Source organism: Serratia sp. N21D137, assembly GCF_047530005.1.
In the GTDB taxonomy this organism is placed as follows: Bacteria; Pseudomonadota; Gammaproteobacteria; order Enterobacterales; family Enterobacteriaceae; genus Chania; species Chania fonticola_B.
The window spans coordinates 13,301-35,473 of sequence record NZ_JBLJAJ010000021.1; the positions used below are offsets into that span (position 1 = coordinate 13,301).

A 22,173-nucleotide genomic window follows, 5' to 3' on the forward strand; every position below is an offset into this window, starting at 1 on the left:
TCACTGGTAGTCGACCACCATCGTGGCTACCGACGTAAAGTAGCCAGCGGTGAGAGTGCCCCCTGGGCGCTTCACCAAGGTGGCAAACAATGCAGGCTGATTTGGCAGCGTGAAATTCAGCCAGCTATTCACTGGCATTGCCTGGCCGTCATTTGACAAGGCGATCCCCAGATCGCCTTTCGAGGTTTGCAGAGCGCCGGCAAAACCGGCGTCCGTGCCCTGGATCTGCATTTTTAACGCGTTGGTATTGCCTGCCGAGCATTCCAACGTGTAAGGCACCGGCTGACGGTAGTTGATACCATCAACCCGGGTCGTCATCACCTCGTTGGTAAAATCCACCATGATGGTTTGATCCCCGTTAATCACGCAGGGCGGCGGCAGTAAAATGTTGCCCGAGATAGTCAGGTTGGACGTCGCAGCAACGGCTGATGACATGCCCAAAACCAGTATCAAACCTGCAAGTCCCGTCGACGTTTTCCACGGCATAGTTCACCTCTGTTGCGTGTAGGCTATGAGTTACGTTTGCCAGGTTCTGCCTGACAGGTATCACCCGCACAGCGGAAAATCAGTTCTGGGCGGCCGCCGAAGTCATTCACGTAGGTCAGCACCGGCGCGCTACCTAAAGCACTGACGCTGGCGCTTAACGGCGCATTGGATTTAGGGGGAACCATCAACGGAACAAACCCTTTGGCGCTCTGGCCACCTTTAGTGGTGCTAGCCTCAACGATGGTGATGTAATACGGCGTCGGGTTGTTGATCACATAGCGATCGCCCTGGCGCGTCAGCGTCATTTTTTCCTGCCACGGCGTACTCATCTGTTCCTTGGTCGGTTCAATCGCCTGCGGGCGGTAGAACAGTTTAATGCGTGTCTGCAGCGCAATTTGCAGCGTATTCGGCTTGTCGCTGCGCGGTGGAATTTCACGCAGGTTGAAATAGAACAGCGATTCACGATCCTGCGGCAATTGCTGCAAAGCAGGCAGCCCCTGCACTTTCACCTGGCTTTTGGCACCAGACTCAATACGCTGCACCGGAGGCAGAACGATCAGCGGGCTGGTGATCTTGTTGCCCTGCTCATCCTCAATCCACCCCTGAGCCAGATAAGGCAGGTGTTTGTTTTCATTGCTGACGTTCATGCTGACAGACTTACTGGAAGCGTTATAAATCACCCGGGTACGATCCAGGGCAATCGCCGCATTAGCCTGTGAGCTAAGGATGGCCAGCAGCAAGGCGCCAGCAGTTAGTAAATGTGTGGTCGTTAATTTCATCAGTCTTTTTCCGTTCAGCTTCTGTTTTCCGTTGCCGGATTTTCCCCTGCAGCGATTGGCCGGCAAGGCAGCAGTAAATTCTGTGTCCCTTGCGGTGGGATATGCGTTGGCAGTGTTATTTCGCACTGGGTGATACCATTCCAACTGGTAGTCATCTTGGCACCGGGCTGAATACCACTCAGGTAAACGCTGCCGTCATCGTTGATAATGCCAACGTCCCGTTGCTTGCTATTTTGTACCGTAGCCCCGAAAGGCGGTGATGACCCGTCAGCCAGACGAACCACCGCCATCGCTTTTTCACCAGCCACCACTTCAAAACGCCGTAAACCAATCGCCCCTTCGGTCAATGTCGCCTGCTGCACCGAACTGAGCGCCTCGGTCTTATCGTCCAGCGCGTTCAGATCGATGCTGACCTGGTTGCGGTAGTAGCTGTTAAGATCGGACACCACGGCTTTACCAAAGCGGTTGGATAAGGTGGTGGCACCATAACCGCGCACAGGAACGCCTGCGACTCCGTCGGTATCCAATAAAATGCGCGTTCCGCCTGGCATGCCAATCCGATGCATAGCCACGCCCTCCCCGGTCGCCGTCACCCCACCTTGCAGCATCAGGCCCAGAGAGCTGGAACGCCCAGCTTGATAACCCGCGTTGGCACTCACTTGCGCGTCGTTGCCCAAGTGGGTGTAATAACCGCTGGCAACCGCGCCTTGGCGAGCAGCACCTGCACTAATCTGATAGGAGTCGGCGTCATTCACACGACCGAAATACCCCACCTGGTGAGTATTTTCATTGCGATCCCATGACCCGCTGTAGGTGATGGAACTGGAGTGACCCCAGGGAATGGTGATCGCCAGATACATACCGTCGTCGTTGATGCCGTTAAATTTGTTACGATAGGCGGTCAACGAAAGGTTAAGATCCTTGAACTTGCCCAGATCGAAGTATCTCGCCAGCGACAGGTTATAATGATCGTTGGCACTGTCGTTCCAATAGGTCTGGTGGCTGTAATTGATAAACGTGCTCAGGCCCAGGTCGACAAACTGCTTATTGAACGTAACGGTGTACATCTCCTTACTGCTCTGGGTGCGGTAACCGATAGTCCGTGCGTCCAAAAATTCGCTCATGTTCATGAAGTTGCGTTCTGAGAAGCGATAGCCGGCAAACGTCACCTGGCTGTCATAATCGTCAAAACGCTTGGAATAACTGAGGCGATAAGAGTTACCAAACAACGAGCTTTCCTGCGGCAAATTAGCCCGGGATTGGGTGACATCGAACGACAGTGCACCCAGCATCATCAGATCGCGGCCCACCCCTAGCGCCAACGCGTTATAGTCGTCGCTCCCCACGCCGCCACCGTACAGTGACCAGCCGTTGCTAACCCCCCAGGAGAATTCGCCGGTGGAGAACAGTGGCCCGCTGACGTTGTGTTTCCAATCGCTTGGCCGACCTGCCGCGAGTTTATAGCGCAACGAACCTGGACGGGTCAGATAAGGGATGCTGGCAGTGTTCACGGTGAACTCCTGCACGCTGCCATCCTGCTCCTCAACGCGAATCTGCAGTTGGCCGGAAACCGCATCATTCAAATCCTGAATGCGGTACGGGCCTGGCGCGACCTGCGTTTCATACAACACCCGGCCCTGCTGGCTAATGGTCACCTTGGCATTACTTTTGGCGACGCCACTCACTTCCGGGGCGTAACCGCGTAAGTTAGGTGGCAGCATGTTGTCATCGGTGTTAAGCGTAACGCCGGTGAAACGGAAGCTGTCGAAAATATCGGAATTGAGGAAGTTTTCTCCCAGCGTCAGGCGGGCAAGCAGCTTGGGCAAGGCCCGATAAGCGTAATAACGGCTCCAATCCAGGCTATTTTCGCCGTTGCCGCCAGACTGATTTCTCATCTGCAACTGCCAATCCGCGCGCAGACGCCAAGGGCCAAAGTTGGCCCCGGTGGTCCCATTACCACTCAGGCTATAGGCCTGATCCTGGTGCTGCTGGCGCGAGGTCAGGAAATTCAGGTTATAGTCAAACAACGCACCTGTGATGCCATTATCCCAACGGGAAGGCGGATCCCAATCCTCAGAACTGTATTCAAGATAGGCTTGCGGCACGCTGAGCTGCAGGGATGACGTCGCCAAATCGCCCTGTACCGTCAATCCTGAAATGCTTTGCAGATCGAGACATTGCCCGTCGTCTTCCCAGACAATGTCCTTGAGCACGCTGTCTCTCAGGCCAAACAGCTCGATCAGTTCAGGCGTCAGGCAAGGTTCGCTGCTTTTAGGATCTGCTTTAGAGGGCGCGAAGGTGATTGAACGCTCCGCGATTTGCTGCCGGTTGAGAAACACCGCCATGGTGTAAGTCCCTGGCATAATATAGCCGCCACGGGAGAAATGGCTGAGATCGAGATTTTCCCGATCTTTAATATCCAACACATCGGTATTGAACTGAATATCATCTGCGGCATGCGTAAGATAAACCGGGCTTCCCAGCGATAAAGCAATACAGACCCACAATCCGCGCAGTCGGAAAGTAGAATTCGCAACAGGTTTGGCCATCGATAAAAATTCCGTTTATCAGTAATAATCCATTTTGAAACGCACGGTGGAGCGGTACTCACCGGCTCGCAGTATCTGGTGATTCGGCAACAGGTTTACGGTGTATTGCAGGAGCTTATCTCCGGAGCTTAACTCTGCCAGGGGCATAGCTACGCCGGGTAATGCAATGTTGCCGGATTGGTCTTTGATCTGTAGCCCAACGCCTTGGGCCTCGCCTTCAATCCCCAGCAAGGCGCCATCCTTCAAACCATCAAAGGTCACGCGGAATGCTTGCCAATCGGGCATCGTGGGATCAAAGCGTGGCAAGGTGCAGTTAATTAAGCGAATAACAAAAGGTTTGGCGATACCTTGCCCATCATGAGCAATCTGTGACGCAGGAACGGTGATCATCTCAATCACTTGCTCACGGCTGCTCATCTCAATGGCGCAGGCAGTTTCAATAATGCTGCCTTCCATGACGACACGGCCCCGTCCCAAAAACGTATCCGCCGTTGCGGTTACGCTAAACAGAGCGCTGAGCAGGCAACTCGCCACGATATATTCCATGTTGTTCACGCTGTTAATTCCCTTCGACACCATGACCTTAAGAATAAACATGCGGGTTTCCCCGCATGTGTGACCGTTAAACCGGTTAAAACTTACTGATAAGCCAGGGTAAAGGTAGTGGTGGTGCTGAAGTCGCCTGGGACGATTTCTGCAGCAGTTTTACCGTCTGCACCCATGTCGCCCTGCAGGTAAGCAGAGAAGTTCAGGATGTTGGTTTGATCCTGGATGCCCTGTGGAGCAGTTGGCTGGCCCAGCTTGATCAGCGTGCCGCTACCGTCGGTGATAGCCAGGCTAGCGCCACGAGCAGTACCGGTGATGCCCAGCAGATCGGCGTTACCTGCAGAAGTTGGACCTGTGAAGGTGGTGGTTACCGTTTTAAGGGTAGATGCATCACAGTTTTCCAGGTGGATGTAGAAGTTTTCAGGGGTAGATTTACCGCCGTCTTTCAGTGCCACGTTAGCGATCTGGCCCATAGGGATACGCTGGTTGTCATCGCCTGGGGCGATAGAGCAAGGTGCATCAATGATGGAACCGTAGAATTCGATTGTGCCATGGCCCGCGTCCTGTGCAGCATTGGCAGCAGAAACAAAACCCAAAGCGATTGCGGCAACCATGAATTTGTTCAGTTTCATATTTCTATTCCTTTATTAAATAAATTGATATAAACGACTAATAACCATCCATGTCAAACATGGTCTGGGGACTGCAAAAAACATGAGACGCTCGCCCATTATCCAATAGGGATACGCTTCATTTTTTATACTCCGGGCACTCAAGGTAGGTTATAACGGTCAGCCTTCCACACTGGTACCGTAATAGACCCGCAGGGTCTTATATAAACCTATTTTATTGGTGCAACCAATTTTCTTCATAACGGACACGCGATGACTGCTGACCGTCTTTATATTAATACCTAAAATCGCACCGATCATTTTTGGCGTGTATCCGCGAAAAAGATAATAGCAAATTCGTTTTTCTCTATTGCTTAACGCAGCCAGGGTCCCTTTAGGGATAAACTTGTCGCGTTTTGCCCATGTTGTATTTGGTGAATCGGCAATCTGTTTCAGCAGTGCATGCGAACACTCATTGGCCGCAATAAAAACAACCCGATCTCTATAGCGTTGCTCAATGCTTAGCGACAATATATTCAATAACGCAGTACTGGCAATCACCACCATCAACGTTCGGCTTTTCTTCTCACGTATCATTTCGCTAATCAACAACGCACTACGTGCCGAACCATCCGATATCGAATGTTCAAAGGCAGTATGACCATGCTGTTGCTGCAATTTAAGTAAATTACATCTGATACCTTGTAAAAAGTAGCTATTGTTGCTGGAGATATGGAACGAAATCTCAGTGATATCTTCACTATGATAATCGAAATCATATTCACTCACACCACACCCGTCATCCATAACACTACCAAACTTATCGCCAAATCCATATCGGCTATCGTACATCTGCTTCCCGCCACTATCGCTGAAAAGTTGGATGCATGTTAGCGACCGACGCCAGAATGTCATAATCAATTTATATCAACCTGTGAAATTTCATTTAATTAATATATAAAAATCAATAAAATCATTATGATGTGAAAAATTTCACTTAAGATCAAGCAAGCTTAAGAAGATGCCTAGAGCGGTATATTTGAGCATTAATCGATATTAAACAATTTACTAATCAGAAAAATCTTGCTAAGTTTTATTACGCAAGACCAGTAACGGCCTGTATCCTGGCGGTTCAACGGTGATGCTTTAACAATCAGTAAGAAAAATCTCATTTAATAAAATCGTATACTATCCGTTGTTTTTTGTTTTAATAACGCTCGTGATTTTGGACAAGGAAGTGAAAGGAATGACTAGTAACTGTAGCGGTTATTATTATCTCATCGGTGACAGCGTTGAGTTCTGGCCTGAGGATAACTTACTGTATTCTCGTATCAACGGTGAAAAGATCACGCTATTTGTCGCAGCCTCCCGCTGCTTTCAGCTGCTATTAATCCAACAAGGTGAACTGGTCTCGCAGCGGGAGCTATTTGAGGCCGGATGGCAAAAAAATGGTTTAGAGGTGTCTAACAATACCTTTTACCAAAACATCCTTATGTTACGTAAAGGATTAAAGCTTGCCGGCTATGAACAAGCAGTGATAAAAACAGTGCCCCGCCAGGGCCTTACCGTTCCCTCAATGGTTCCGGTAGCAAGAATAATACCGGACACGAGTACAGCCCCTGCCGAAGAAATGCCTAGCGTGGAGGAAAACCTACTGCCAACACCCAGCAAAGTGGATAAAAAAGCATCCTCTCGGTCTCGCCATATGTGGGCAATATTGCTTAGTCTCTCTTTTGGTGTCGGTATTGCGCTGTTAGCTGCATGGAATAGCACAGAGAACACGAATTTCTTCTCTACTTTTAACTTCGTAGGGAATATAGAGCAGTGTTCGGTCTACCTCCACAGCGGCCAGACATCGTTGCAGTCCTACAGGCAATTTATTGCGCAGAACAACTTCACCTGCAAAAAACAGGAGGTTGTCTACTTTACTGCCAACCCATTGGTTCCACGAGCCTCAGTCATTCGCTGCGAATGGCCATTTGCTTCAGGGACCAAGAATCTCTGTATTTCTGAATATTATCTGGAGTGGCAGCATAATGAATAAGCCCCAACTTTTCGGTGTATTTACACTACTCTCTTTGTTGTTCCTGTTGCTCGCGCTGGGAGCATACCGCCTCTATAGCCAATATCAGCAAACACATTTTAACTGCGAAGCCATGCTGCTGGTTCACAAAGATGATGCGGAACTGGCCCTCATGGTTAACTTTATCTTCCAGGGTGATAATGGCATTGCCAGCCTGAAGGGCACCCTTAAGCAGGGCGATAAGACCACCAGCGTCAGCAGAAAAAGCTATTTTGATTTCAATCAGATGAAACAAGTTTATCATCTTAAGTCAATTTCAGCGGTGACCACACCGGCCGACAACAGTGACAGCAAAGATCTCGCCCGTTACCTCCCTCTTTTTTACCTGGAACCGGGGCTGAAGTTCGACTTCACCGCTTACCCTGCTACCAAAGAAGGGTACGTTTTTTCTACCGGGCAGGTACCGTCATTTTACTGTGCACGTAAGTGAAATTTTGACGTTAACGAGTTTCACTTTGTGGAGGATACTCGTTAACGCGGAGATCGAATGGCTAAAACAGAAAACCGTAGGAAAGTATCTCTTTCCTACGGTGATAATATCGCCGTGGTTTGGTACGGCTTATCTACAGCACATCTACCACAACAACCGCAGACCCGCTGAACGCGCCAGCCTTGACGGTCCCCCCTGTGGGGGTGAGAGTCGATGCAATCTGCACATCTGCCGAACCATTAATGGTGATTGGCGGCGGGAATTTTGAGCCGTTGATAGTGATAGTCGATTGTATTCCATTGTAGAAATTGACGGTGTTATCCGATAGAGCTGGGACAGTTATCACAACCTTAGCGGGAGTCGGGCAGGTTATCTTCGCCGTAAGGCTGGCGGTATTCCCATTAAAGTCAGTGCTGTCCACCAGGCCATGGTCGAGCACTGTAGGCCCGGTTATATCACACCCGGTGGTGAAAGGTTTGAGAACAGTGTTTACGCACGACGTTGTCAACCTCGCATTCCGGCCATCAGCACCTTCATAGACAACACAGGTGCGAGTATTTCCTATGTTCGCATTAACACTGCTAGCCTTGCCCTTCCAGCTCCCACTAGTTCCAAGCCTCGTTCTCTTCATTAATTCCTTTTGGAAATCCGCCCAGTAATAATAATTCTTTGCATAGGTGGAAGTATAATAACTAAAGGCGCAATACGTATCTGTGGCATAGGCATTCCATCCAACATTATTCTTGGTCACACACACGTTAAAGTACGAGGTATTGGCCGGGCGGATGTTTGTTGTATCGTATTGTTCGACACCGTCGGTATAGGTGAAGAACAGCTCTTGTGTTGCCTGGTCGAATTGCGCACTGGTGATGACGAACGCAGCAAAGCTGGACGGGCTGGCCATCAGGCAGAGTAAAGTAATCAGCGATTTCATTCGTTTCACGATGTTCATATTTCTCAAATCTCGGTTTCAGGAAAGGGCCGTTATCCGGCGGCACGGCTTGCTACTGGTACTCCAGCGCAAAAGTCGCCGTGGCCGTAAATGCCCCTTCGACTATCCCCTGGTTGGCCTTGGCCGCAGGTTCTGCCTGCACATAGGCCTGCAAAGCTATTGTCATGTTGCCCTGCGTCAGTGGCGTGGTGGAGCCCTGGACATTGAGCGGTAATGCCTGGCCAGCGCTTGTTTCCATCCCCACCGCCACCCCGCGGGCCACGCTGGCAGCATCCAGCGCCAACAGCCCTGGCAATGCCGTGCTCTCGGTGCCCATAAACGTCAGCTTCATACCCGTTGCCACCGCCGTATCACAGTCATCCAGATGCAACGAGAACGTCTGGCTGGGGGTGCGCGTATTGGTGTACAGGAACTTGTTAACCAGCGTGCCAAAATTCAGCTCTATGGCCTCGTCACCTGGGCGCAGGGTACAGGGCGCATTCACCAGCGCGCCTCTGAATTCCATGTTCTCAACTGCCTGGACCGAGGTGCAGAATAAAAGCGTGCAGGTTGACAGTAGTGCCAGACCGATCCGTGGTAACGCTTGCCATTGCTTCATCAAACGGCTCCTATTGGTATTCGGCCAGCAGCGTGGCGCGGGCGGTAAATGATCCCGGGCTCGGTGGCTGCGCCGGATCGGCCACTGGTACCGCCATTATTGGCGGGGGGAATTGCGCTGTAACTTGGCTGGCAAACGAGTTCAGATAAAACGGATTGTCATTTCCCAGCGACATATGAATGCCCAATCCCACGATGCTGCTCTGAATGGCTGCATCATCAAAACGGGTTGCCGTGCCCTGAATGCTCATCCGAACTGACCCTGCGGCGCTGCAATCAATCTGGTAAGGTACCGGCTTGCGGTAACGCACCCCGTCGAGATTGCGGATCACCAGGTTGTCACCAAAATCCACTTCGATCGGGTCACCGTTATTGATAGTACAGGGCAGTGCCTCTACCAGGCCGCCCTGGAAGTTCACCTGCACCGCTTGCGTTGGTTGCACCAGTGCAGCCATCATGCCCAGCAACATTGCCAGGGAAACTGTTTTAGCCGTCATTATTCATCTCTCACTGATAGTCCACCAACAGCGTGGTAGCCGCGGTAAAGGCCCCTCCACTCAAAGTGCTACCCGTGGCCTTAACCGGAACTGCCGTCAGTGCAGGACGAGCCGGATTGGTAAAATTCAGCCAGGTGTTCATCGGCAATTTGACGCCGTCACTGCGCAACTCGAGGCCCAGATTGGTTTTGCTGGTACCTAGCACACTGGCATCAAAACCTGCCCCTCCGCCCTGAAATTGCAGTTTCAGCGTTGCGGAGGTCGCGCCAGTGCAGTCCAGCGTATAAGTGATGGGCTGTTCGTAATTCACCCCATTTATCCGCCCGGCCAGCATATCGTTGCCAAACACCACCGAAATATCGCTGTTGCTGTTAATCACGCAGGGTGGTGGTACCACCAGGGTGCCGGTGAACTTGACGTCCACGGCCTGCGCCGGTAAAGCGCTACTCAGAACGATCGTCAGGGCCAGAACAGGCCATACCGCTGTTAGCTGTTTCATAACACCTCCACCAGCAGCGTTGCCGTGCTGTTGAAGACTCCACCCGGCAAAATGGCCCCCGGCCGTTTCACCGGCACGGCACTGATGGCAGGCGGCGTGGCCGAATAACTGAAGGTAAACCATTCACCCAGCGCTAACGCACTGTTGTCCGGTTTCAACAGCTTGATCCCCAGATCCGTAAAGTTGGTTGCCAACACGTCAGGATCAAAACCGCTAGCCGAACCCTGGAACCGCAGACGCAAGCTGGAAGCGCTGCCGGTACAGCTAAGGGAAAACGGCACCGGCGTGGCATAGTTGTTGCCATCAATGCTGGTGGTCTGCAAGGCACTGCCAAAGTTCACGTCAATCGCGGTGTTACCATTCACTATGCAAGCAGGTCCCGTCATCACTATCCCCTTGATGGTGAGCGCAAGCTGGTTGCTGGCCTGTGCCACAGACAGACACAACACCAGGCTCCCCACCATACCGAGAGCCGTACGCCAAAAGCTCCTGAGAGCGGAACGGCCCTTAAGCCGATAAACCAGCCTATTCATAGCTCAGCCTGAAGTTGATATGGGCCAGATATGCGCCAGCTTGTAGCGGCGCCCCGGTACGCTCCGGCGCGATATAGTAGGTCAGTACGTTGTTGCCAGGTGTCAGCAACTGCGGCTGTCCGGCCACCCCCCGGCACGACGTCGCGGCGGGAGTCATCCGTCAGACGCAACCCCATAGCAGCCTGCGCCACGGGAGAAAGCAGGGCAGCCAGTGCCAGTCCGCTCAGGACGGAGCACTTTGCCGTCTTGCCGGGCAGTCTTCTCTTTTCCATGATTGTTTTCCTTGTTCTTCCTTCACGGTTCATACCCGCCAGGCACCGCCCATCACCACCACTGATGCCGGGTGATTATTTATCGCGCTTGCTTTCATCCACCTGGCAGTTGCTGCCACTGCATTTGAAAGTCAGCGTCGGTTGACCGCCGTAGTCATTGACATACACCAGCACCGGGCTCGCCCCTAACGCCGCCGCACTGCCGCCCAGCTTGATGCTACCCTTTGGCGGTACCATTACCGGTTCAAAACCTTTCACCACATCGCCTTCTTTCTTGACGCTGGCACCAATCAACGTCACAAAATACGGCGTTGGATTGTTGACGGTGTATTGGTCACCCTTTTTGCTCAGCGTCAGTTGCTCCTGATACGGCGTCGCCTGTTGCTTGGCCGCCGCTTCGGCCAGTGCTGCCGGGCGATAGAACATCTTGATGCGCGTCTGCAGCGCTATCTGCAATACGTTCGATTTGTCGCTTTTCGGCGGGATTTCCCGCAGGTTGAAGAAGAACAGCGATTCGCGATCCTGTGGCAACATGTTGGCTCCCGGCGTTGCCTGGATTTTTACCTGGGTCTGCCCCTTGGGTTCAACACGCTGTACCGGTGGCAGCACAGTAAACGCACTGTTTCCTTCCAGCTTGGCGCCGTGAGCGTCTTCCAGCCAGCCCTGAGCCAGATAGGGCAGTTCCGGGTTCTGGTTACGCACGGTCAGACTCACCGACTTTTCATTCCCTGGGAATACCACGCGGGTCCGATCCAGCGAAATGGCCGCCTGTGCAGACGGAGCCAATGTGACTATCGCGACGCCTGCCAACAGGCTCATCACAAAATATCTTTTCATCATCATTCCTATACTCTTCCTATCGGACGACATCTCGGCAGGCGCAAAAGCCTGCGGACAATGACGCCCTTTACTGTTCATCGGGTTTAATTCGCTGCCGTTATCCGTTTACACAAGGCAGCAGCAGGTTGGCGGTCATCCCCACCGGTATTTCCTTCGGCAGCGTAATGCGGCACTGTTCGGCACTGTTCCAGTGCACCGTCATGGTCTCACCCGGCTTGATACCGCTGAGATAGACGTTGCCTGCATCGTTCACCATGCCGGTTTCCTGTTGCTTGGCGTTCAGTACCGTGGCTCCGAAAGGCGGCACCGAACCATCGGCCAGGCGTATTACCGCCATCGCCTTCTCGCCCGCTACGACTTCAAAGTGACGATAGCCAATGGCCCCTTCGGTCAGCGTGCCTTGCAGCACCGAGCCGGTGGCCTGAGCGTTATCCGCCAGTTTGTCTACGTCGATACGTACGCTGCTGCGGTAATAACTGTTCACATCTGCCACTACCGCTTTACCGAAGATATTGGAGTTAACCGTGTTGCCATAACCGCCCACCGGCACTCCTGCTACACCATCGGTATCAACCAGCATCCGCGTCCCGCCCATGATCGATGTACGATGTAAAGCGCCACCTTCACCCGTCAGGGTAGCTCCGCCCGACATCGACACCCCTGCCGAGCTATACTGCCCGGAGCGGTAACTGGCCATGCCATTCACCTGTGCCAGGGTGCCACGGTGTGAGTAATAGCCGCTGAAATCAGCATCGCTATTTGCCATCCCAGCCCGGACCGTATAGTTGTCGGTATCACCAACCCGATCGGAATAGTTGACCGAGTTGGTATTGTCTCCCGCAGCATAAGACCCGTTATAACCCAGCATGCCGCTGCTTCCCCACGGCATGGACAGCGACAGATACATGCCGTCATCCTTGGTGTTGCTGAAATTGTTGCGATAAGCCGTCAGCGACAGGTTGATGTTACGAAAGCGGCCAATATCAAAATAGCGCGCCAGCGTCATGTCATAGCGGTCACTGGTAGCCTGGTTCCAATAGGTCTGGTGGTTGTAGTTAAGGTACCCACTCATCGCCAGCGACTCGAACTGCTGGCTGAAGGACAGGGTGTACATCTCCTTGCTACGCCCTGGGCTTATCCCATTGGCGTTATCCTTGGCACTCAAGTAGTCCGCCATCGACATAAAACCGCTGTCGGAGAAGCGGTAGCCGGCAAAGGTGACCTGGCTGCCGGTATCATCAAAGCGCTTCGAGTAGCTCAGGCGGTAAGACCCCCCCTGTTGAGTACCTTGATCCGGTAACCGAGCCCGGGACTGAGTCACGTCCGCAGACAAGGCTCCAAAGGCCATCAAATCACGCCCCATCCCCAGTGACAGGGCCGAATATCCATCCCCTCCCAGCCCGCCGCCGTACAGCGACCAACCGTTACTCACGCCCCAGGAGAACTCCCCCGTGGCAAACATCGGCCCATTGACCTTATGTTGCCAATCAGATGGACGGCCCATCGCCAGCTTGAAGCGCACCTGTCCTGGCCGGGTCAGATACGGAATGGTGGCGGTATCAACCTTGAAGTTCTGTACGCTGCCGTCAGCCTCTTCAACCCGCACATTCAATGAACCAGAGACCGCGCTATCCAGATCCTGAATACGGAATGGTCCGGAGGCGACCAGGACTTCCTTGATCACCCTCCCCTGCTGGCTGATCACGACCTTGGCGTTGCCGCGTGCCACACCGGTCACTTCTGGTGCATAGCCACGCAAATTCGGCGGTAACATGTTGTCATCCGAGACCAGGCTGCCCCCGGTGAAACGGAAGCTGTCAAAGATGTCGGAATTGAGGAAATCCTCCCCCAACGTCAGCTTGGCGCGCCACGGTACAATCGCCCGGTAGGCGGTATACTGTGTCCAGTCAAAACTGCGGGTATTCTCTTTTGCCGAATCGCTCTGATGGTCGATCCTGGTCTGCCAGCTAGCCCGTAGCCGCCAAGCTCCCAGGTTCGCCCCTGCCACTCCGTTGCCGCTGAGGTTGTAATTCTGGGTGTCGTTCTGGTTCTGCCGCTGAACTTGAGTATTCAGGTTGTAATCCAGCAAAATGCCAGGGATCCCCTCTTCCCAGCGCGAAGGCGGATCCCAGTTCGCACCGCTATATTCCAGATAAACCTGCGGGATGCTGAGGTACAGCGTGTTGGTACCGAGATCGGGACGGGCCTGAAGCCCATCCAGGCTAGCCAGATCCAGACACTCGCCTTGATGCCACCAGGTCAAACCAGCCAATGCGGCCTTGGTCAGACCCAACTGGTCCACCATCTCTTTGCTCAGACAGACCTGGCTGCCTTTCGGATCGTCGTCCGGCGCCAAGAAGGTTACCGGGCGTGCCGGTTGCACCTGGTTATTCAAGCTCAAAGCAAGATCATAAGTACCCGGCAGGATAAAGCCCTGGTGCGAAAACTGGCCTAAATCAATGTTGTCACGATCCTTGAGATCCAGGACATCCGTGTTGAACTGGATATCTTTTGCCTGGGCCACGCTCACTGCGCCGAGCAATACGCTGCTGCCCAAGCTGGCCTGATACAAGATGGCAAGCAGGGAGCGGGAAAAATAACGCGCCATGAAGAAAGTCCCTTCAGTAATAATCCATTCTGAACCGTATTGCCGTACGGTAATCCCCTGCCCGCAACGTCTGTTGATTATCAGGTGTAATGCGGTTGCCTCTCTCCTGGCAACATGGAGCTGGCCTCAAAGCATCACCCGGTGCTGCTACCTCGCCTTTGGCATCACGTATCATCAACACCACGCCGCGTGCCTCTCCGCTCATGTCGAAATGACCGTGTTCGTCGTCGCCATCAAAGGTCACCTGAAAGCGCTGCCAATAGGGAGCTGTCGCGTCAATACGGACCAGAACGCAATTCACCAGGCGTATGGAGAACTCTTTTTCTGGCCCGTGCCCCTCCCGGATCAGTTGGCTGACCGGGAGGGTGTCCATTACCAGACTCTGGTCATGGTCCCCGACTTCAATCGCACAAGGCGTCTCTACAATGGCGCCTTCCATGCTGACGCGCCCCTGCCCCAGCACATCAGCGGAAAATGCACACCCGGAAAACGCCAGGACACAACACATCAGCAGGGAAGGCACCACACAAGGTGAAGCGTCATAAGTCCATTTCATTAACAGCTCTATGGGGCGCAAAAAAACCTGCGGCAGAGCCGCCGCAGGTTGTTCAACACTACGCAACAGACTTACTGATAAGACAGTACGAAGTTGGTTGGAACCTGGAAGCTACCTGGTTTGATCACGGCATCTTCGCCGCCACCTTTCAAAGCAGCAGTGAAGGTCAGGGAGTTGTTGGTACCATTAACCAAAGTTCGAGCTGCGGTAGGGGTGTTCAGAGCCACTTTGGCACCGTCAGCCTGAGACATCAGAATATAAGCACCTTCAGCAGTACCGATCAGACCCAGACTGGTAGCATCATATGAAGAAGCCGTGCCGGTGAAGGTCACAGAGACTTTATCTTTGGTGCCTGCAGTAGCAATGACGCAATCTTTCAGCTCAATGCTGAAAGCTTGTGGCGTAGAAACACCGGTATTATTGTTAGCTGCCAGAACAACGTTAGACACGGCACCCAATGGGATAACTTGATCCAGTGAACCTGCAGCGATAGAGCAAGGTGCATCAGTAATAGAGCCGGTAAAGGTGATCTTGCCTTCGCCTTGGTTAGCTGCGTAAGCCGTGCTAGCCACCAGGGAAGCGCCAATGATCATTGCAATTGCTTTAACTTTCATGAAATCCGTTCCTATGATTTATATATTAACTAAAATATTAGGCGAATTGTGAAATACACTTTTACGCCTTTTATCACTACCCAACAATAATGCCGTTGCTTAGGATTGGCGCTATAATAACGCCAGAGAAAAATACTTATATAGGACATTCCTCTTTGTTTTCTCTTACTGTCTTATAAAAAAAAACGCCTTAATAACGAATCCATTAAGCACATGAATATACTAATAAAAATAAAAAAACAGTATTTTAATTAATCTTTTTTTTGCTAAAAAATAGGCAAAAAAAGCCTATGCAGGGTATTGTTATCAACACTTTCTGCACGAAATACATTAGATAAACGTTTTTTAACATTCGCGCAACCACTCGTCGCGAGCTAAGCGTTTTCCCCTCTTATGCATACCGTGATGCCACAAGCAGGAGACCGTGTCAGCTATAATTTAAAATTGTGAGACTGCGACACTGTACTGTAGCCTAACAGCAGAGTAGGCTGGTTTAATCAGGTGGAGTCAGATCTTAACCTGCAGGGGGAGACATGGTTTTTACGATTTTTAACATGATTGCGTTCAGAAGCTCAGACGGGGCGATGTGGAACATTGCGCAGCCCGATAGACGGGTCTCCTTCACTACCATTCCTGCCCGGCTCTTTACCTACCTGTTGGAAAACGCCGATAAAATGGTAAGCCGTGAAGAATTACTCAATAATATCTGGAATAAATATGGTCTGGAACCATCGAATAACTCGGTCAATCAGTATATTTCGCTGATCCGTAAGTCATTGAGTGAGTTAGGTTGTGAAGAAGAGATCATTAAAACTATTCCTCGCGTCGGGTTTTATATCTCCGGGAAATTGGTATCTTACAATCAGGAAACACCGCCGAGCGTTGAAACCACGAGCACCAAAGCTCAACCTGCAATAAAGCAATCAAGGCTACTCAGAGGGTATAAACCCGCGTTGCTCGCGATCAGCTTGATCATCTCAACCTTATTGGTCCTACAACCTTTCCGTTTCGCTACTGATCATCTGGATTACCGTTTCCCAAAATCTACTTTGTATAAAATTGGCAATATAGCAACCTGTCCTCTCTATACGCTTAGCGCTAGCTCGCCTGACATTGCTGCACGCAAGGAAAAACTCGCCGCAGAGCTGGCTGCTGCGCATGTTCCGTGCGCCAACAATGAGGTGTTTATTTTTCACTCTGGTGAACACTATGCCTACCAACAATCCGGCAGAGCCTTCATAATCCGTTGTACCAATAGTGATCATACCCTGTCTCATTTCTCTGACTGTAAGGGCGTCTATGCTTTCGCTAAATAATCACTCAGGCAAGTTCATCGGGGTGGTTGCTCTCGCCTTGGTCGCCGTAGCTTTGCTCTTCAACCTCCTGATGCACAAATTTTTCATTACTGAGAAAGGCCCCAAAGTGAGCTGTGCCGCCTTTTTCCTGGTACAAAGCGACTTACAAACTCGGGGCGTCATGAGTTTGCATATTGATGGTGTAAGCCATGGGAGGATGCATATTTCCGCAACGGTCAGGGATAGCGCTGGCGCAGTAAAGTATAATCTTCTGCGTAACGTCAATTTTGACTATCGCTATGAAGGTAATGGCCACCTCGCCTTGCAGCTGGTGGATGTCAATAAAAATGCCAGCGATACTATGCCGAATGAGCTGTTTAACCAGTCCATTTTTGATTTTTCGGTGAAAGCCAGACAATTGAGGATCACCGAAGTCGGTGATGGCTATTTGTTGTGGAATGACTTTTCGCCAGTCATGATGTGCATACACAATCCATAACAGGCCAATTTATAGCTAAGCTATAAAGCGCTCTCTCTAGCCATTCGGTGAATGCGGTGGCTGAAGGATAACATCCAACGCCATCGCACGAGTATGTCGTGGTTTATTGCACATGAGTATTACCGAACTTAAGCATATAAAGTTCATTGAAGTTTCTTGCTCCATGCCGTTTTACCGCCTTGACCTTATAGCCACTGACCGTTTTTATCGAAAGGTGCAGCATATTGGCTATTTGTGATTGCGAGTAACCCTCCACTAAAAGCTTTAATACTCGGTTCTCTTTCTGCGACGACTTCAGTACCTCCCCCCAAATATCACCAAAGAGATTATCCGCTACCGTCCTGGGTTGCGCTGAATCCATAGTTTTGACCAGATTTTTCAGATCGGCATAGGCAATTTTTTTATCGACCACAAAGTCGGATAAATGCTTAACCATCGCAGAACACTCTTTACCTTTGGAAAGCAGCGTGATCACATAAATTGTTTTGCCTTCCTTTTTCAGACCATAAATCTGTTTTATGGTGTTGTATATATCGTTTGAGTCCCCGTCAATAAAAGCGACGTAACTTTCATTATGACGTAAGTTTGAGTTTTGCTCAGTACTTAAGGACTCGACTATTGAATCGAAGGCAATCTTATTAAAATGGCAAGGGTAATTCGTGTCAAATATAAACATGGGTAACTTCCTGCAAAATAATATGTAGATTTGGTGAAGTACCAGGCCTAAGGCTATCCAAGATAACCTTGTTCATTGTGAATCGACGTCAGAGGCCTAACCCCTTAAGGGTTTTTCTGATCTCTACCTGGTACCTAACTTATCGTGACTACTCAGGATTGACATTGCGGCCTGCCAGGCCTAAACCCGGCAAACTGCGCCTTGCATCAATCTGAGCCTTAATTTACATGAAAAGTTACCACGGAGTTATTTATAACTAAAAACACACTATTTATAGGTTTAAATTCTTGCTTTTAAGTTTTTTTAACAATAAAAAGGGATTTAACACTATAGAGGCAGCGGTGGTATTCAGCAACAACTCACCCTGTTGCTTAACCTCACCGCCAAGGATGCTGTCTATTGGATGATATCAATCATGATTGCTTAGCTTTAACATGTAGAGCTCGTTGAAGTTTCTTGCCCCATGTCTTTTTATCGCCTTAACCTTATAACTGCTGATGGTTTTTATCGATAAGTTTAACATTTTGGCTATTTTGTATTGGCTGTGGCCATCCAGCAACAGCTTCAACACCAGATACTCCTTATGAGAAGACTTCAAGATATCCCCCCAGATATCGCCAAAAACATTATCTGCTAACGCCTTGGGTTTTGCCGTAACCATGGTTCTGATCAGCCGTTGCAGATCGTCATAGGTGATTTTTTTATCCACTACATAATCAGATAAATGCCTGATCACTGAGGAGCAATCTTTATCTTTTGACAGCAATGTGACCATATAAACAACTTCGCTGTTCTTGCGTAACTCGTAAACCGACTTGACGACGCTGTAGATATTAGCCGAATCCCCATCAACAAAAGCGATTGAACCCTCGCCATAACGCAAGGCAGGGGTTAGATCACACCTTAAGGAATCGATGATCGATTTAAAGGTTATTTTACTTAGCGAACAGGAATAATCCGAGTCTATTAGAATCATTGGAATACTTACCTCCTGGTAAAAATAATCCATCCATATTGGAACGCGCAGCATTCAGGTGCACCAATGACTGGCAACCCAATATCGTCTTTAATGTATATCCAGGTTCTAATACCATAGGCAGAGCAAACCAAAATTAATTTTTGGCTCTTTGATTTATGTAAACAACTCTCTCACCACCTGGATAAAGTTATGACATTCCTTTACACCCAGCCTTATCAGTATATTCTTATAAAATTATTATCGTCAATCGATTTTATTGCTTACAATAACCATTAGATATCATGAGAAATATTCCCCATATTTTATAATCGCTTATGGATGAATTTATTCAAGCATGCAACCAATTATAAGACAAAAAGAAAAAACAAAGAGAAAACTCCCATTTAAATCCGTTATGAACGGCAATACAATAAAGCATGACATTCAATACAACCCAGCAAATTAATTTTCAATCAGAATGTCTAACCCAATCAATGCGTATTTTTACGCTTTGATTTTTAGGCAATTGAAGCCCTACTCGACAAAGCCTTATTCCTGCAGGAAGTAGAGCGCTCCAGGGTAGGGAAAAGCGGATGTTCCTCATTACTGACGCTCAAGGAACTGAAGTGCTGAAGTATCTGGCCATAGGAATGAGCGGGCGTGGCACCGCAGGGCATCAAGGACAAGACTGTCAATGGCCATAAGCGCAATGCCATGCGCAAACTGTGCGTCAAGACTAACCAGGAGTTGTACCGGTGGATTGAACTGCGTGACTCCTCTCATCTGGTAGGCCTGTCTTTGATCTGATTCCGCAAGAGTCTCGAGTTGCTCATCCAGACTTAGGATCGCCGAGAGTTGCCCCCCCCAGGTGAACGCAAAACCACTTTTTTTATTCTATGAACGTAATAGCGACATAATTATTTTTAGACTATCAATCCGCAACATAATTAAATTGGTCTGCACCCACTTAATTTAGATAATTTCCATAATTTTTTATTATCTATAGCCTACAAATGCCTTTCCCTCACCTACTCCATAAAAAACACCCAAAAAAAGACATAAAAACCAAGTAAATATTAATATAAGAATAAAAACCTATGAAAACCTAAAGTAACAAAATTAAAAACTAATGTTTTCACATAAAAAATCCATAAATTAAATAATAAATCTTATAAATCAATGTGTTAAATTCAAACCATGCACCCCCCTTACATTTTGACAACCATGACGTATTTTGAAATTATTAAAAGCGAAATACAGAGGGAGCCCCCCTCGGAAGTAAATATCGCCTACCTAGCGTAGTAAATGAATAAAGAACCCGTTAACAGATAGACATCCAGTTATTTCTGAGCAGAGATAACTGTAAGTCTAGCAAGCATCAACTCGTTTTTAATAAGCCATCTCAATCTAAAGGAATAGCACTCATGCGTAAATCAATTTTCACTCTGGCTCCGGCTGCATTGGTTTTACTGGCCGTAGCGGGCAACGCTCAAGCGGCAACTAACGCCCAATTAACCGTAACGGCCAACGTGGTTGCTGCCACCTGTGACGTTTCACTGTCTACCAACAGCCTGGATCTGGGTAACTTTTCACCCAAGCAATTTACCGGCGTTCTGACCCCGATCGCGTCCAGCCAGAAACAGTTCACCGTGGGTCTGAACAACTGTGAGGCCCCTGTTGCCGCTGCTGATACCGCTAACCTGGTCGTCAGCGGCCAAACGCTGGCTGCCAACTCAAACGTCTTCAACTCCACCGGCACCAACACCGGTATCATGCTGAGCGAAGTTAGCAAGCCAAACGTCTATATCAAGGCAGGTGACAAACTCCTGATCGCAACCGCAGGCGCAACGCCAGCCGCTGGCGATTTTAATGCCAAAACGCTGAGCCTGCAGGTGGGCCTGGCCTCCACCAGCGCGGACAAAACCAACATTGGCTCCGTCAAGGCACCGATCCTGTTTGCTTTCTCCTATAACTGATTTACCTCTAGGCAGGCGGCTTCGGCTGCCTGCTTTTTTTTCCTACCAAGGGGCAATAAATGACGCGCATAACGCTATTTTTTCCCGTCCTGATGGCGCTGCTGTGCAGTTCGTCCGCCGTAGTGGCGGAGGGATTTGGTATTAATGCAACCCGGCTTATCTACCCGCAGGGAGCAGGCAGCATTGCCGTTACGCTGCGCAACACTCAGCCCGCCTTGCCTTATCTGGTACAGGCTGCGGTAAGCCTGACCCCAGATAGTCGTGACGCCGCTCCATTTACGGTCACACCACCGGTTTTTCGGCTGGAAGCCAAGAGCGAGAGTCAGGTCCGCATTACCGGTAATGACGCATCCTTGCCCAAAGATCGCGAGTCGGTATTCTATTTCCAGGCCATGGCGATCCCAGCCGCAACCGAGCCGACCGCCAGCCAACAGAGCGCCAACGTGAGTGCCACCGCCCAATTTGGCGTCGGCAACATCATCAAGCTGTTTTATCGCCCTACAGAGCTACCAGCAGATTCGGGTTCAGCACAGAAAAACCTGCGCTTCACCCGCGTCAATAGCGGGCTGCGGGTCAGTAACCCCTCCCCCTATTTTGTCAGCCTGGCCAGCCTGACCTTTGCCGGGCAACGGCTCAAGTTGGATACGCCGGACGCGCTGATGATTGCGCCATTCGGTTCCCATATCTATCCCACCACGGCGAAAAGTGGGGCCATTGACTGGCAGACCATTAACGATCAGGGAGGCGTTGATGCGTTTAAACAGGCTCTGCCTTAAGAAGGTATCCCTCATCTCACTCGCTATGGTTACCGGATTAACCAGCAGCACGGCCCCCGCCGTGACGCTGAACTTTTCCGCAACGATCATGCCAGGCACCTGTTCCCTAAGCCTGGATAAAAGCGTACTGCCGCTGGATGAGATGTCGCAGGCGCGCTTGCGTAGCGGTGCCCTGATCAACTCACAGCCGTTTACCCTCAAGGCTGGCAACTGTGACGGTGTCGCCACTGCTGGCCTACAGCCGATGATTACGGTCAGCGGTGAGGGCGTGACCCAAGATGGCAAATGGCTGTTTCGCAGCAGCGACTCCAGTGCCGGTGGGAGCGGGGTGATGTTGGTACAAAGTGCCAACATGCCCAATTACAACAGCACCGAGGTCAAACCTACCGATACTTACCCCTTGGCGGCCATGGGGCAGATACCGGTCGGTAAAGACCTCCCCTTTTTTGCTGGTATCAGCTGCGGTGGTAGTACCGGCTGCGCGACGGTGAAGCCGGGGAAGGTTATCGCCCGTATCACCTTTACATTCGCCTACCGCTGA

The 22,173-nt window shown here is 50.5% G+C and carries 26 protein-coding genes; 8 read left to right on the forward strand and 18 right to left on the reverse strand.

All coding sequences use genetic code 11. The annotated features are described in order from the left end of the window. The 6 genes from ACMV5H_RS16590 to ACMV5H_RS16615 all read right to left on the reverse strand — a co-directional run bounded on the left by ACMV5H_RS16590 (position 1) and on the right by ACMV5H_RS16615 (position 5,823). Positions 1 to 435 carry a fimbrial protein gene (locus ACMV5H_RS16590; RefSeq protein WP_115160376.1) on the reverse strand — a complete coding sequence of 145 codons (435 nt, stop codon included), beginning with the start codon at positions 433 to 435 and terminating at the stop codon, positions 1 to 3. Positions 436 to 509: 74 nt separating this feature from the next. Next, positions 510 to 1,265, reverse strand: coding sequence for a fimbria/pilus periplasmic chaperone (locus ACMV5H_RS16595; RefSeq protein WP_209524108.1), 756 nt, complete (start codon positions 1,263 to 1,265; stop codon positions 510 to 512). 14 nt (positions 1,266 to 1,279) lie between these two features. Continuing rightward, positions 1,280 to 3,814: an outer membrane usher protein gene (locus tag ACMV5H_RS16600; protein WP_414822120.1), complete on the reverse strand. Its 2,535-nt coding sequence runs from the start codon at positions 3,812 to 3,814 to the stop codon at positions 1,280 to 1,282. Between the two features lie 18 nt (positions 3,815 to 3,832). Continuing rightward, positions 3,833 to 4,411 (reverse strand): fimbrial protein, encoded by a 579-nt coding sequence (locus ACMV5H_RS16605; protein ID WP_223498923.1) that lies wholly within the window; start codon positions 4,409 to 4,411, stop codon positions 3,833 to 3,835. A 41-nt stretch (positions 4,412 to 4,452) separates the two neighbouring features. After that, positions 4,453 to 4,992, reverse strand: a complete 540-nt coding sequence (locus ACMV5H_RS16610) for a fimbrial protein (protein ID WP_059199840.1) — start codon at positions 4,990 to 4,992, stop codon at positions 4,453 to 4,455. Positions 4,993 to 5,151: 159 nt separating this feature from the next. Next, a complete protein-coding gene (locus ACMV5H_RS16615) occupies positions 5,152 to 5,823 on the reverse strand; it encodes a helix-turn-helix transcriptional regulator (protein ID WP_172413943.1) in 672 nt (223 codons plus the stop codon). Between the two features lie 394 nt (positions 5,824 to 6,217). Between ACMV5H_RS16615 and ACMV5H_RS16620 the strand changes: the two genes are divergently transcribed. Together ACMV5H_RS16620 and ACMV5H_RS16625 are read left to right on the forward strand one after the other, a co-directional pair. Next, a complete protein-coding gene (locus ACMV5H_RS16620; RefSeq protein ID WP_414822121.1) occupies positions 6,218 to 7,015 on the forward strand; it encodes a winged helix-turn-helix domain-containing protein in 798 nt (265 codons plus the stop codon). Then, a complete protein-coding gene (locus ACMV5H_RS16625) occupies positions 7,008 to 7,484 on the forward strand; it encodes a hypothetical protein (RefSeq protein ID WP_094982084.1) in 477 nt (158 codons plus the stop codon). Before ACMV5H_RS16620 ends, ACMV5H_RS16625 begins: the two co-directional genes overlap by 8 nt. Before the next feature lie 133 nt (positions 7,485 to 7,617). Here the strand turns inward: ACMV5H_RS16625 and ACMV5H_RS16630 are convergent, their stop codons facing one another. The 10 genes from ACMV5H_RS16630 to ACMV5H_RS16675 form a co-directional block, all read right to left on the reverse strand. After that, positions 7,618 to 8,436 carry a PapG chaperone-binding domain-containing protein gene (locus ACMV5H_RS16630; protein ID WP_414822122.1) on the reverse strand — a complete coding sequence of 273 codons (819 nt, stop codon included), beginning with the start codon at positions 8,434 to 8,436 and terminating at the stop codon, positions 7,618 to 7,620. 52 nt (positions 8,437 to 8,488) lie between these two features. Beyond that, positions 8,489 to 9,034 (reverse strand): fimbrial protein, encoded by a 546-nt coding sequence (locus tag ACMV5H_RS16635; RefSeq protein WP_115160366.1) that lies wholly within the window; start codon positions 9,032 to 9,034, stop codon positions 8,489 to 8,491. A 10-nt stretch (positions 9,035 to 9,044) separates the two neighbouring features. Beyond that, positions 9,045 to 9,530: a fimbrial protein gene (locus tag ACMV5H_RS16640; RefSeq protein WP_115160367.1), complete on the reverse strand. Its 486-nt coding sequence runs from the start codon at positions 9,528 to 9,530 to the stop codon at positions 9,045 to 9,047. 10 nt (positions 9,531 to 9,540) lie between these two features. Beyond that, on the reverse strand, positions 9,541 to 10,029 hold the full coding sequence (locus ACMV5H_RS16645; protein ID WP_071926044.1) for a fimbrial protein: 489 nt from the start codon (positions 10,027 to 10,029) through the stop codon (positions 9,541 to 9,543). After that, on the reverse strand, positions 10,026 to 10,478 hold the full coding sequence (locus ACMV5H_RS16650) for a fimbrial protein (protein ID WP_414822123.1): 453 nt from the start codon (positions 10,476 to 10,478) through the stop codon (positions 10,026 to 10,028). Before ACMV5H_RS16650 ends, ACMV5H_RS16645 begins: the two co-directional genes overlap by 4 nt. Before the next feature lie 76 nt (positions 10,479 to 10,554). Then, complete coding sequence (locus ACMV5H_RS16655; protein ID WP_414822124.1) at positions 10,555 to 10,689, reverse strand: hypothetical protein; 135 nt, start codon at positions 10,687 to 10,689, stop codon at positions 10,555 to 10,557. Between the two features lie 220 nt (positions 10,690 to 10,909). After that, positions 10,910 to 11,671 (reverse strand): fimbria/pilus periplasmic chaperone, encoded by a 762-nt coding sequence (locus ACMV5H_RS16660; RefSeq protein WP_115160378.1) that lies wholly within the window; start codon positions 11,669 to 11,671, stop codon positions 10,910 to 10,912. A 100-nt stretch (positions 11,672 to 11,771) separates the two neighbouring features. Further along, positions 11,772 to 14,282, reverse strand: coding sequence for an outer membrane usher protein (locus tag ACMV5H_RS16665; RefSeq protein WP_115160369.1), 2,511 nt, complete (start codon positions 14,280 to 14,282; stop codon positions 11,772 to 11,774). A 13-nt stretch (positions 14,283 to 14,295) separates the two neighbouring features. After that, positions 14,296 to 14,838: a fimbrial protein gene (locus ACMV5H_RS16670; RefSeq protein ID WP_147281038.1), complete on the reverse strand. Its 543-nt coding sequence runs from the start codon at positions 14,836 to 14,838 to the stop codon at positions 14,296 to 14,298. Positions 14,839 to 14,909: 71 nt separating this feature from the next. Next, positions 14,910 to 15,452: a fimbrial protein gene (locus tag ACMV5H_RS16675; RefSeq protein ID WP_094982092.1), complete on the reverse strand. Its 543-nt coding sequence runs from the start codon at positions 15,450 to 15,452 to the stop codon at positions 14,910 to 14,912. A 533-nt stretch (positions 15,453 to 15,985) separates the two neighbouring features. On the opposite strand from ACMV5H_RS16675, the gene ACMV5H_RS16680 reads away from it, so the two are divergent. Next, on the forward strand, positions 15,986 to 16,768 hold the full coding sequence (locus ACMV5H_RS16680; protein WP_414822125.1) for a winged helix-turn-helix domain-containing protein: 783 nt from the start codon (positions 15,986 to 15,988) through the stop codon (positions 16,766 to 16,768). Continuing rightward, positions 16,752 to 17,246 (forward strand): hypothetical protein, encoded by a 495-nt coding sequence (locus ACMV5H_RS16685; protein ID WP_094982094.1) that lies wholly within the window; start codon positions 16,752 to 16,754, stop codon positions 17,244 to 17,246. Before ACMV5H_RS16680 ends, ACMV5H_RS16685 begins: the two co-directional genes overlap by 17 nt. 103 nt (positions 17,247 to 17,349) lie before the next feature. Here the strand turns inward: ACMV5H_RS16685 and ACMV5H_RS16690 are convergent, their stop codons facing one another. Together ACMV5H_RS16690 and ACMV5H_RS16695 are read right to left on the reverse strand one after the other, a co-directional pair. Continuing rightward, on the reverse strand, positions 17,350 to 17,922 hold the full coding sequence (locus ACMV5H_RS16690; protein ID WP_094982095.1) for a helix-turn-helix domain-containing protein: 573 nt from the start codon (positions 17,920 to 17,922) through the stop codon (positions 17,350 to 17,352). Positions 17,923 to 18,331: 409 nt separating this feature from the next. Continuing rightward, positions 18,332 to 18,952 (reverse strand): helix-turn-helix transcriptional regulator, encoded by a 621-nt coding sequence (locus tag ACMV5H_RS16695; RefSeq protein WP_094982096.1) that lies wholly within the window; start codon positions 18,950 to 18,952, stop codon positions 18,332 to 18,334. A 588-nt stretch (positions 18,953 to 19,540) separates the two neighbouring features. On the opposite strand from ACMV5H_RS16695, the gene ACMV5H_RS16700 reads away from it, so the two are divergent. From ACMV5H_RS16700 to ACMV5H_RS16715, 4 genes are all read left to right on the forward strand, one after another. Continuing rightward, positions 19,541 to 19,687 (forward strand): LuxR C-terminal-related transcriptional regulator, encoded by a 147-nt coding sequence (locus ACMV5H_RS16700; protein WP_115160371.1) that lies wholly within the window; start codon positions 19,541 to 19,543, stop codon positions 19,685 to 19,687. Between the two features lie 617 nt (positions 19,688 to 20,304). Beyond that, positions 20,305 to 20,856: a fimbrial protein gene (locus tag ACMV5H_RS16705; RefSeq protein WP_094982098.1), complete on the forward strand. Its 552-nt coding sequence runs from the start codon at positions 20,305 to 20,307 to the stop codon at positions 20,854 to 20,856. Between the two features lie 59 nt (positions 20,857 to 20,915). Further along, positions 20,916 to 21,632, forward strand: a complete 717-nt coding sequence (locus tag ACMV5H_RS16710; RefSeq protein ID WP_094982099.1) for a molecular chaperone — start codon at positions 20,916 to 20,918, stop codon at positions 21,630 to 21,632. Beyond that, positions 21,607 to 22,173 (forward strand): fimbrial protein, encoded by a 567-nt coding sequence (locus ACMV5H_RS16715; protein ID WP_115160373.1) that lies wholly within the window; start codon positions 21,607 to 21,609, stop codon positions 22,171 to 22,173. Before ACMV5H_RS16710 ends, ACMV5H_RS16715 begins: the two co-directional genes overlap by 26 nt.

Bases quoted from the DNA above. Each gene is read 5' to 3' on its own strand.
- ACMV5H_RS16630 (WP_414822122.1), bottom strand. From the start codon at position 8,436: ATGAACATCGTGAAACGAATGAAATCGCTGATTACTTTACTCTGCCTG.
- ACMV5H_RS16625 (WP_094982084.1), top strand. From the start codon at position 7,008: ATGAATAAGCCCCAACTTTTCGGTGTATTTACACTACTCTCTTTGTTG.
- ACMV5H_RS16670 (WP_147281038.1), bottom strand. From the start codon at position 14,838: ATGAAATGGACTTATGACGCTTCACCTTGTGTGGTGCCTTCCCTGCTG.
- ACMV5H_RS16680 (WP_414822125.1), top strand. From the start codon at position 15,986: ATGGTTTTTACGATTTTTAACATGATTGCGTTCAGAAGCTCAGACGGG.
- ACMV5H_RS16590 (WP_115160376.1), bottom strand. From the start codon at position 435: ATGTCATCAGCCGTTGCTGCGACGTCCAACCTGACTATCTCGGGCAAC.
- ACMV5H_RS16595 (WP_209524108.1), bottom strand. From the start codon at position 1,265: ATGAAATTAACGACCACACATTTACTAACTGCTGGCGCCTTGCTGCTG.
- ACMV5H_RS16605 (WP_223498923.1), bottom strand. From the start codon at position 4,411: ATGTTTATTCTTAAGGTCATGGTGTCGAAGGGAATTAACAGCGTGAAC.
- ACMV5H_RS16620 (WP_414822121.1), top strand. From the start codon at position 6,218: ATGACTAGTAACTGTAGCGGTTATTATTATCTCATCGGTGACAGCGTT.
- ACMV5H_RS16685 (WP_094982094.1), top strand. From the start codon at position 16,752: ATGCTTTCGCTAAATAATCACTCAGGCAAGTTCATCGGGGTGGTTGCT.
- ACMV5H_RS16610 (WP_059199840.1), bottom strand. From the start codon at position 4,992: ATGAAACTGAACAAATTCATGGTTGCCGCAATCGCTTTGGGTTTTGTT.
- ACMV5H_RS16710 (WP_094982099.1), top strand. From the start codon at position 20,916: ATGACGCGCATAACGCTATTTTTTCCCGTCCTGATGGCGCTGCTGTGC.
- ACMV5H_RS16635 (WP_115160366.1), bottom strand. From the start codon at position 9,034: ATGAAGCAATGGCAAGCGTTACCACGGATCGGTCTGGCACTACTGTCA.
- ACMV5H_RS16705 (WP_094982098.1), top strand. From the start codon at position 20,305: ATGCGTAAATCAATTTTCACTCTGGCTCCGGCTGCATTGGTTTTACTG.
- ACMV5H_RS16615 (WP_172413943.1), bottom strand. From the start codon at position 5,823: ATGTACGATAGCCGATATGGATTTGGCGATAAGTTTGGTAGTGTTATG.
- ACMV5H_RS16695 (WP_094982096.1), bottom strand. From the start codon at position 18,952: ATGCTGCGCGTTCCAATATGGATGGATTATTTTTACCAGGAGGTAAGT.
- ACMV5H_RS16675 (WP_094982092.1), bottom strand. From the start codon at position 15,452: ATGAAAGTTAAAGCAATTGCAATGATCATTGGCGCTTCCCTGGTGGCT.
- ACMV5H_RS16645 (WP_071926044.1), bottom strand. From the start codon at position 10,029: ATGAAACAGCTAACAGCGGTATGGCCTGTTCTGGCCCTGACGATCGTT.
- ACMV5H_RS16660 (WP_115160378.1), bottom strand. From the start codon at position 11,671: ATGAAAAGATATTTTGTGATGAGCCTGTTGGCAGGCGTCGCGATAGTC.
- ACMV5H_RS16640 (WP_115160367.1), bottom strand. From the start codon at position 9,530: ATGACGGCTAAAACAGTTTCCCTGGCAATGTTGCTGGGCATGATGGCT.
- ACMV5H_RS16600 (WP_414822120.1), bottom strand. From the start codon at position 3,814: ATGGCCAAACCTGTTGCGAATTCTACTTTCCGACTGCGCGGATTGTGG.
- ACMV5H_RS16715 (WP_115160373.1), top strand. From the start codon at position 21,607: ATGCGTTTAAACAGGCTCTGCCTTAAGAAGGTATCCCTCATCTCACTC.
- ACMV5H_RS16665 (WP_115160369.1), bottom strand. From the start codon at position 14,282: ATGGCGCGTTATTTTTCCCGCTCCCTGCTTGCCATCTTGTATCAGGCC.
- ACMV5H_RS16690 (WP_094982095.1), bottom strand. From the start codon at position 17,922: ATGTTTATATTTGACACGAATTACCCTTGCCATTTTAATAAGATTGCC.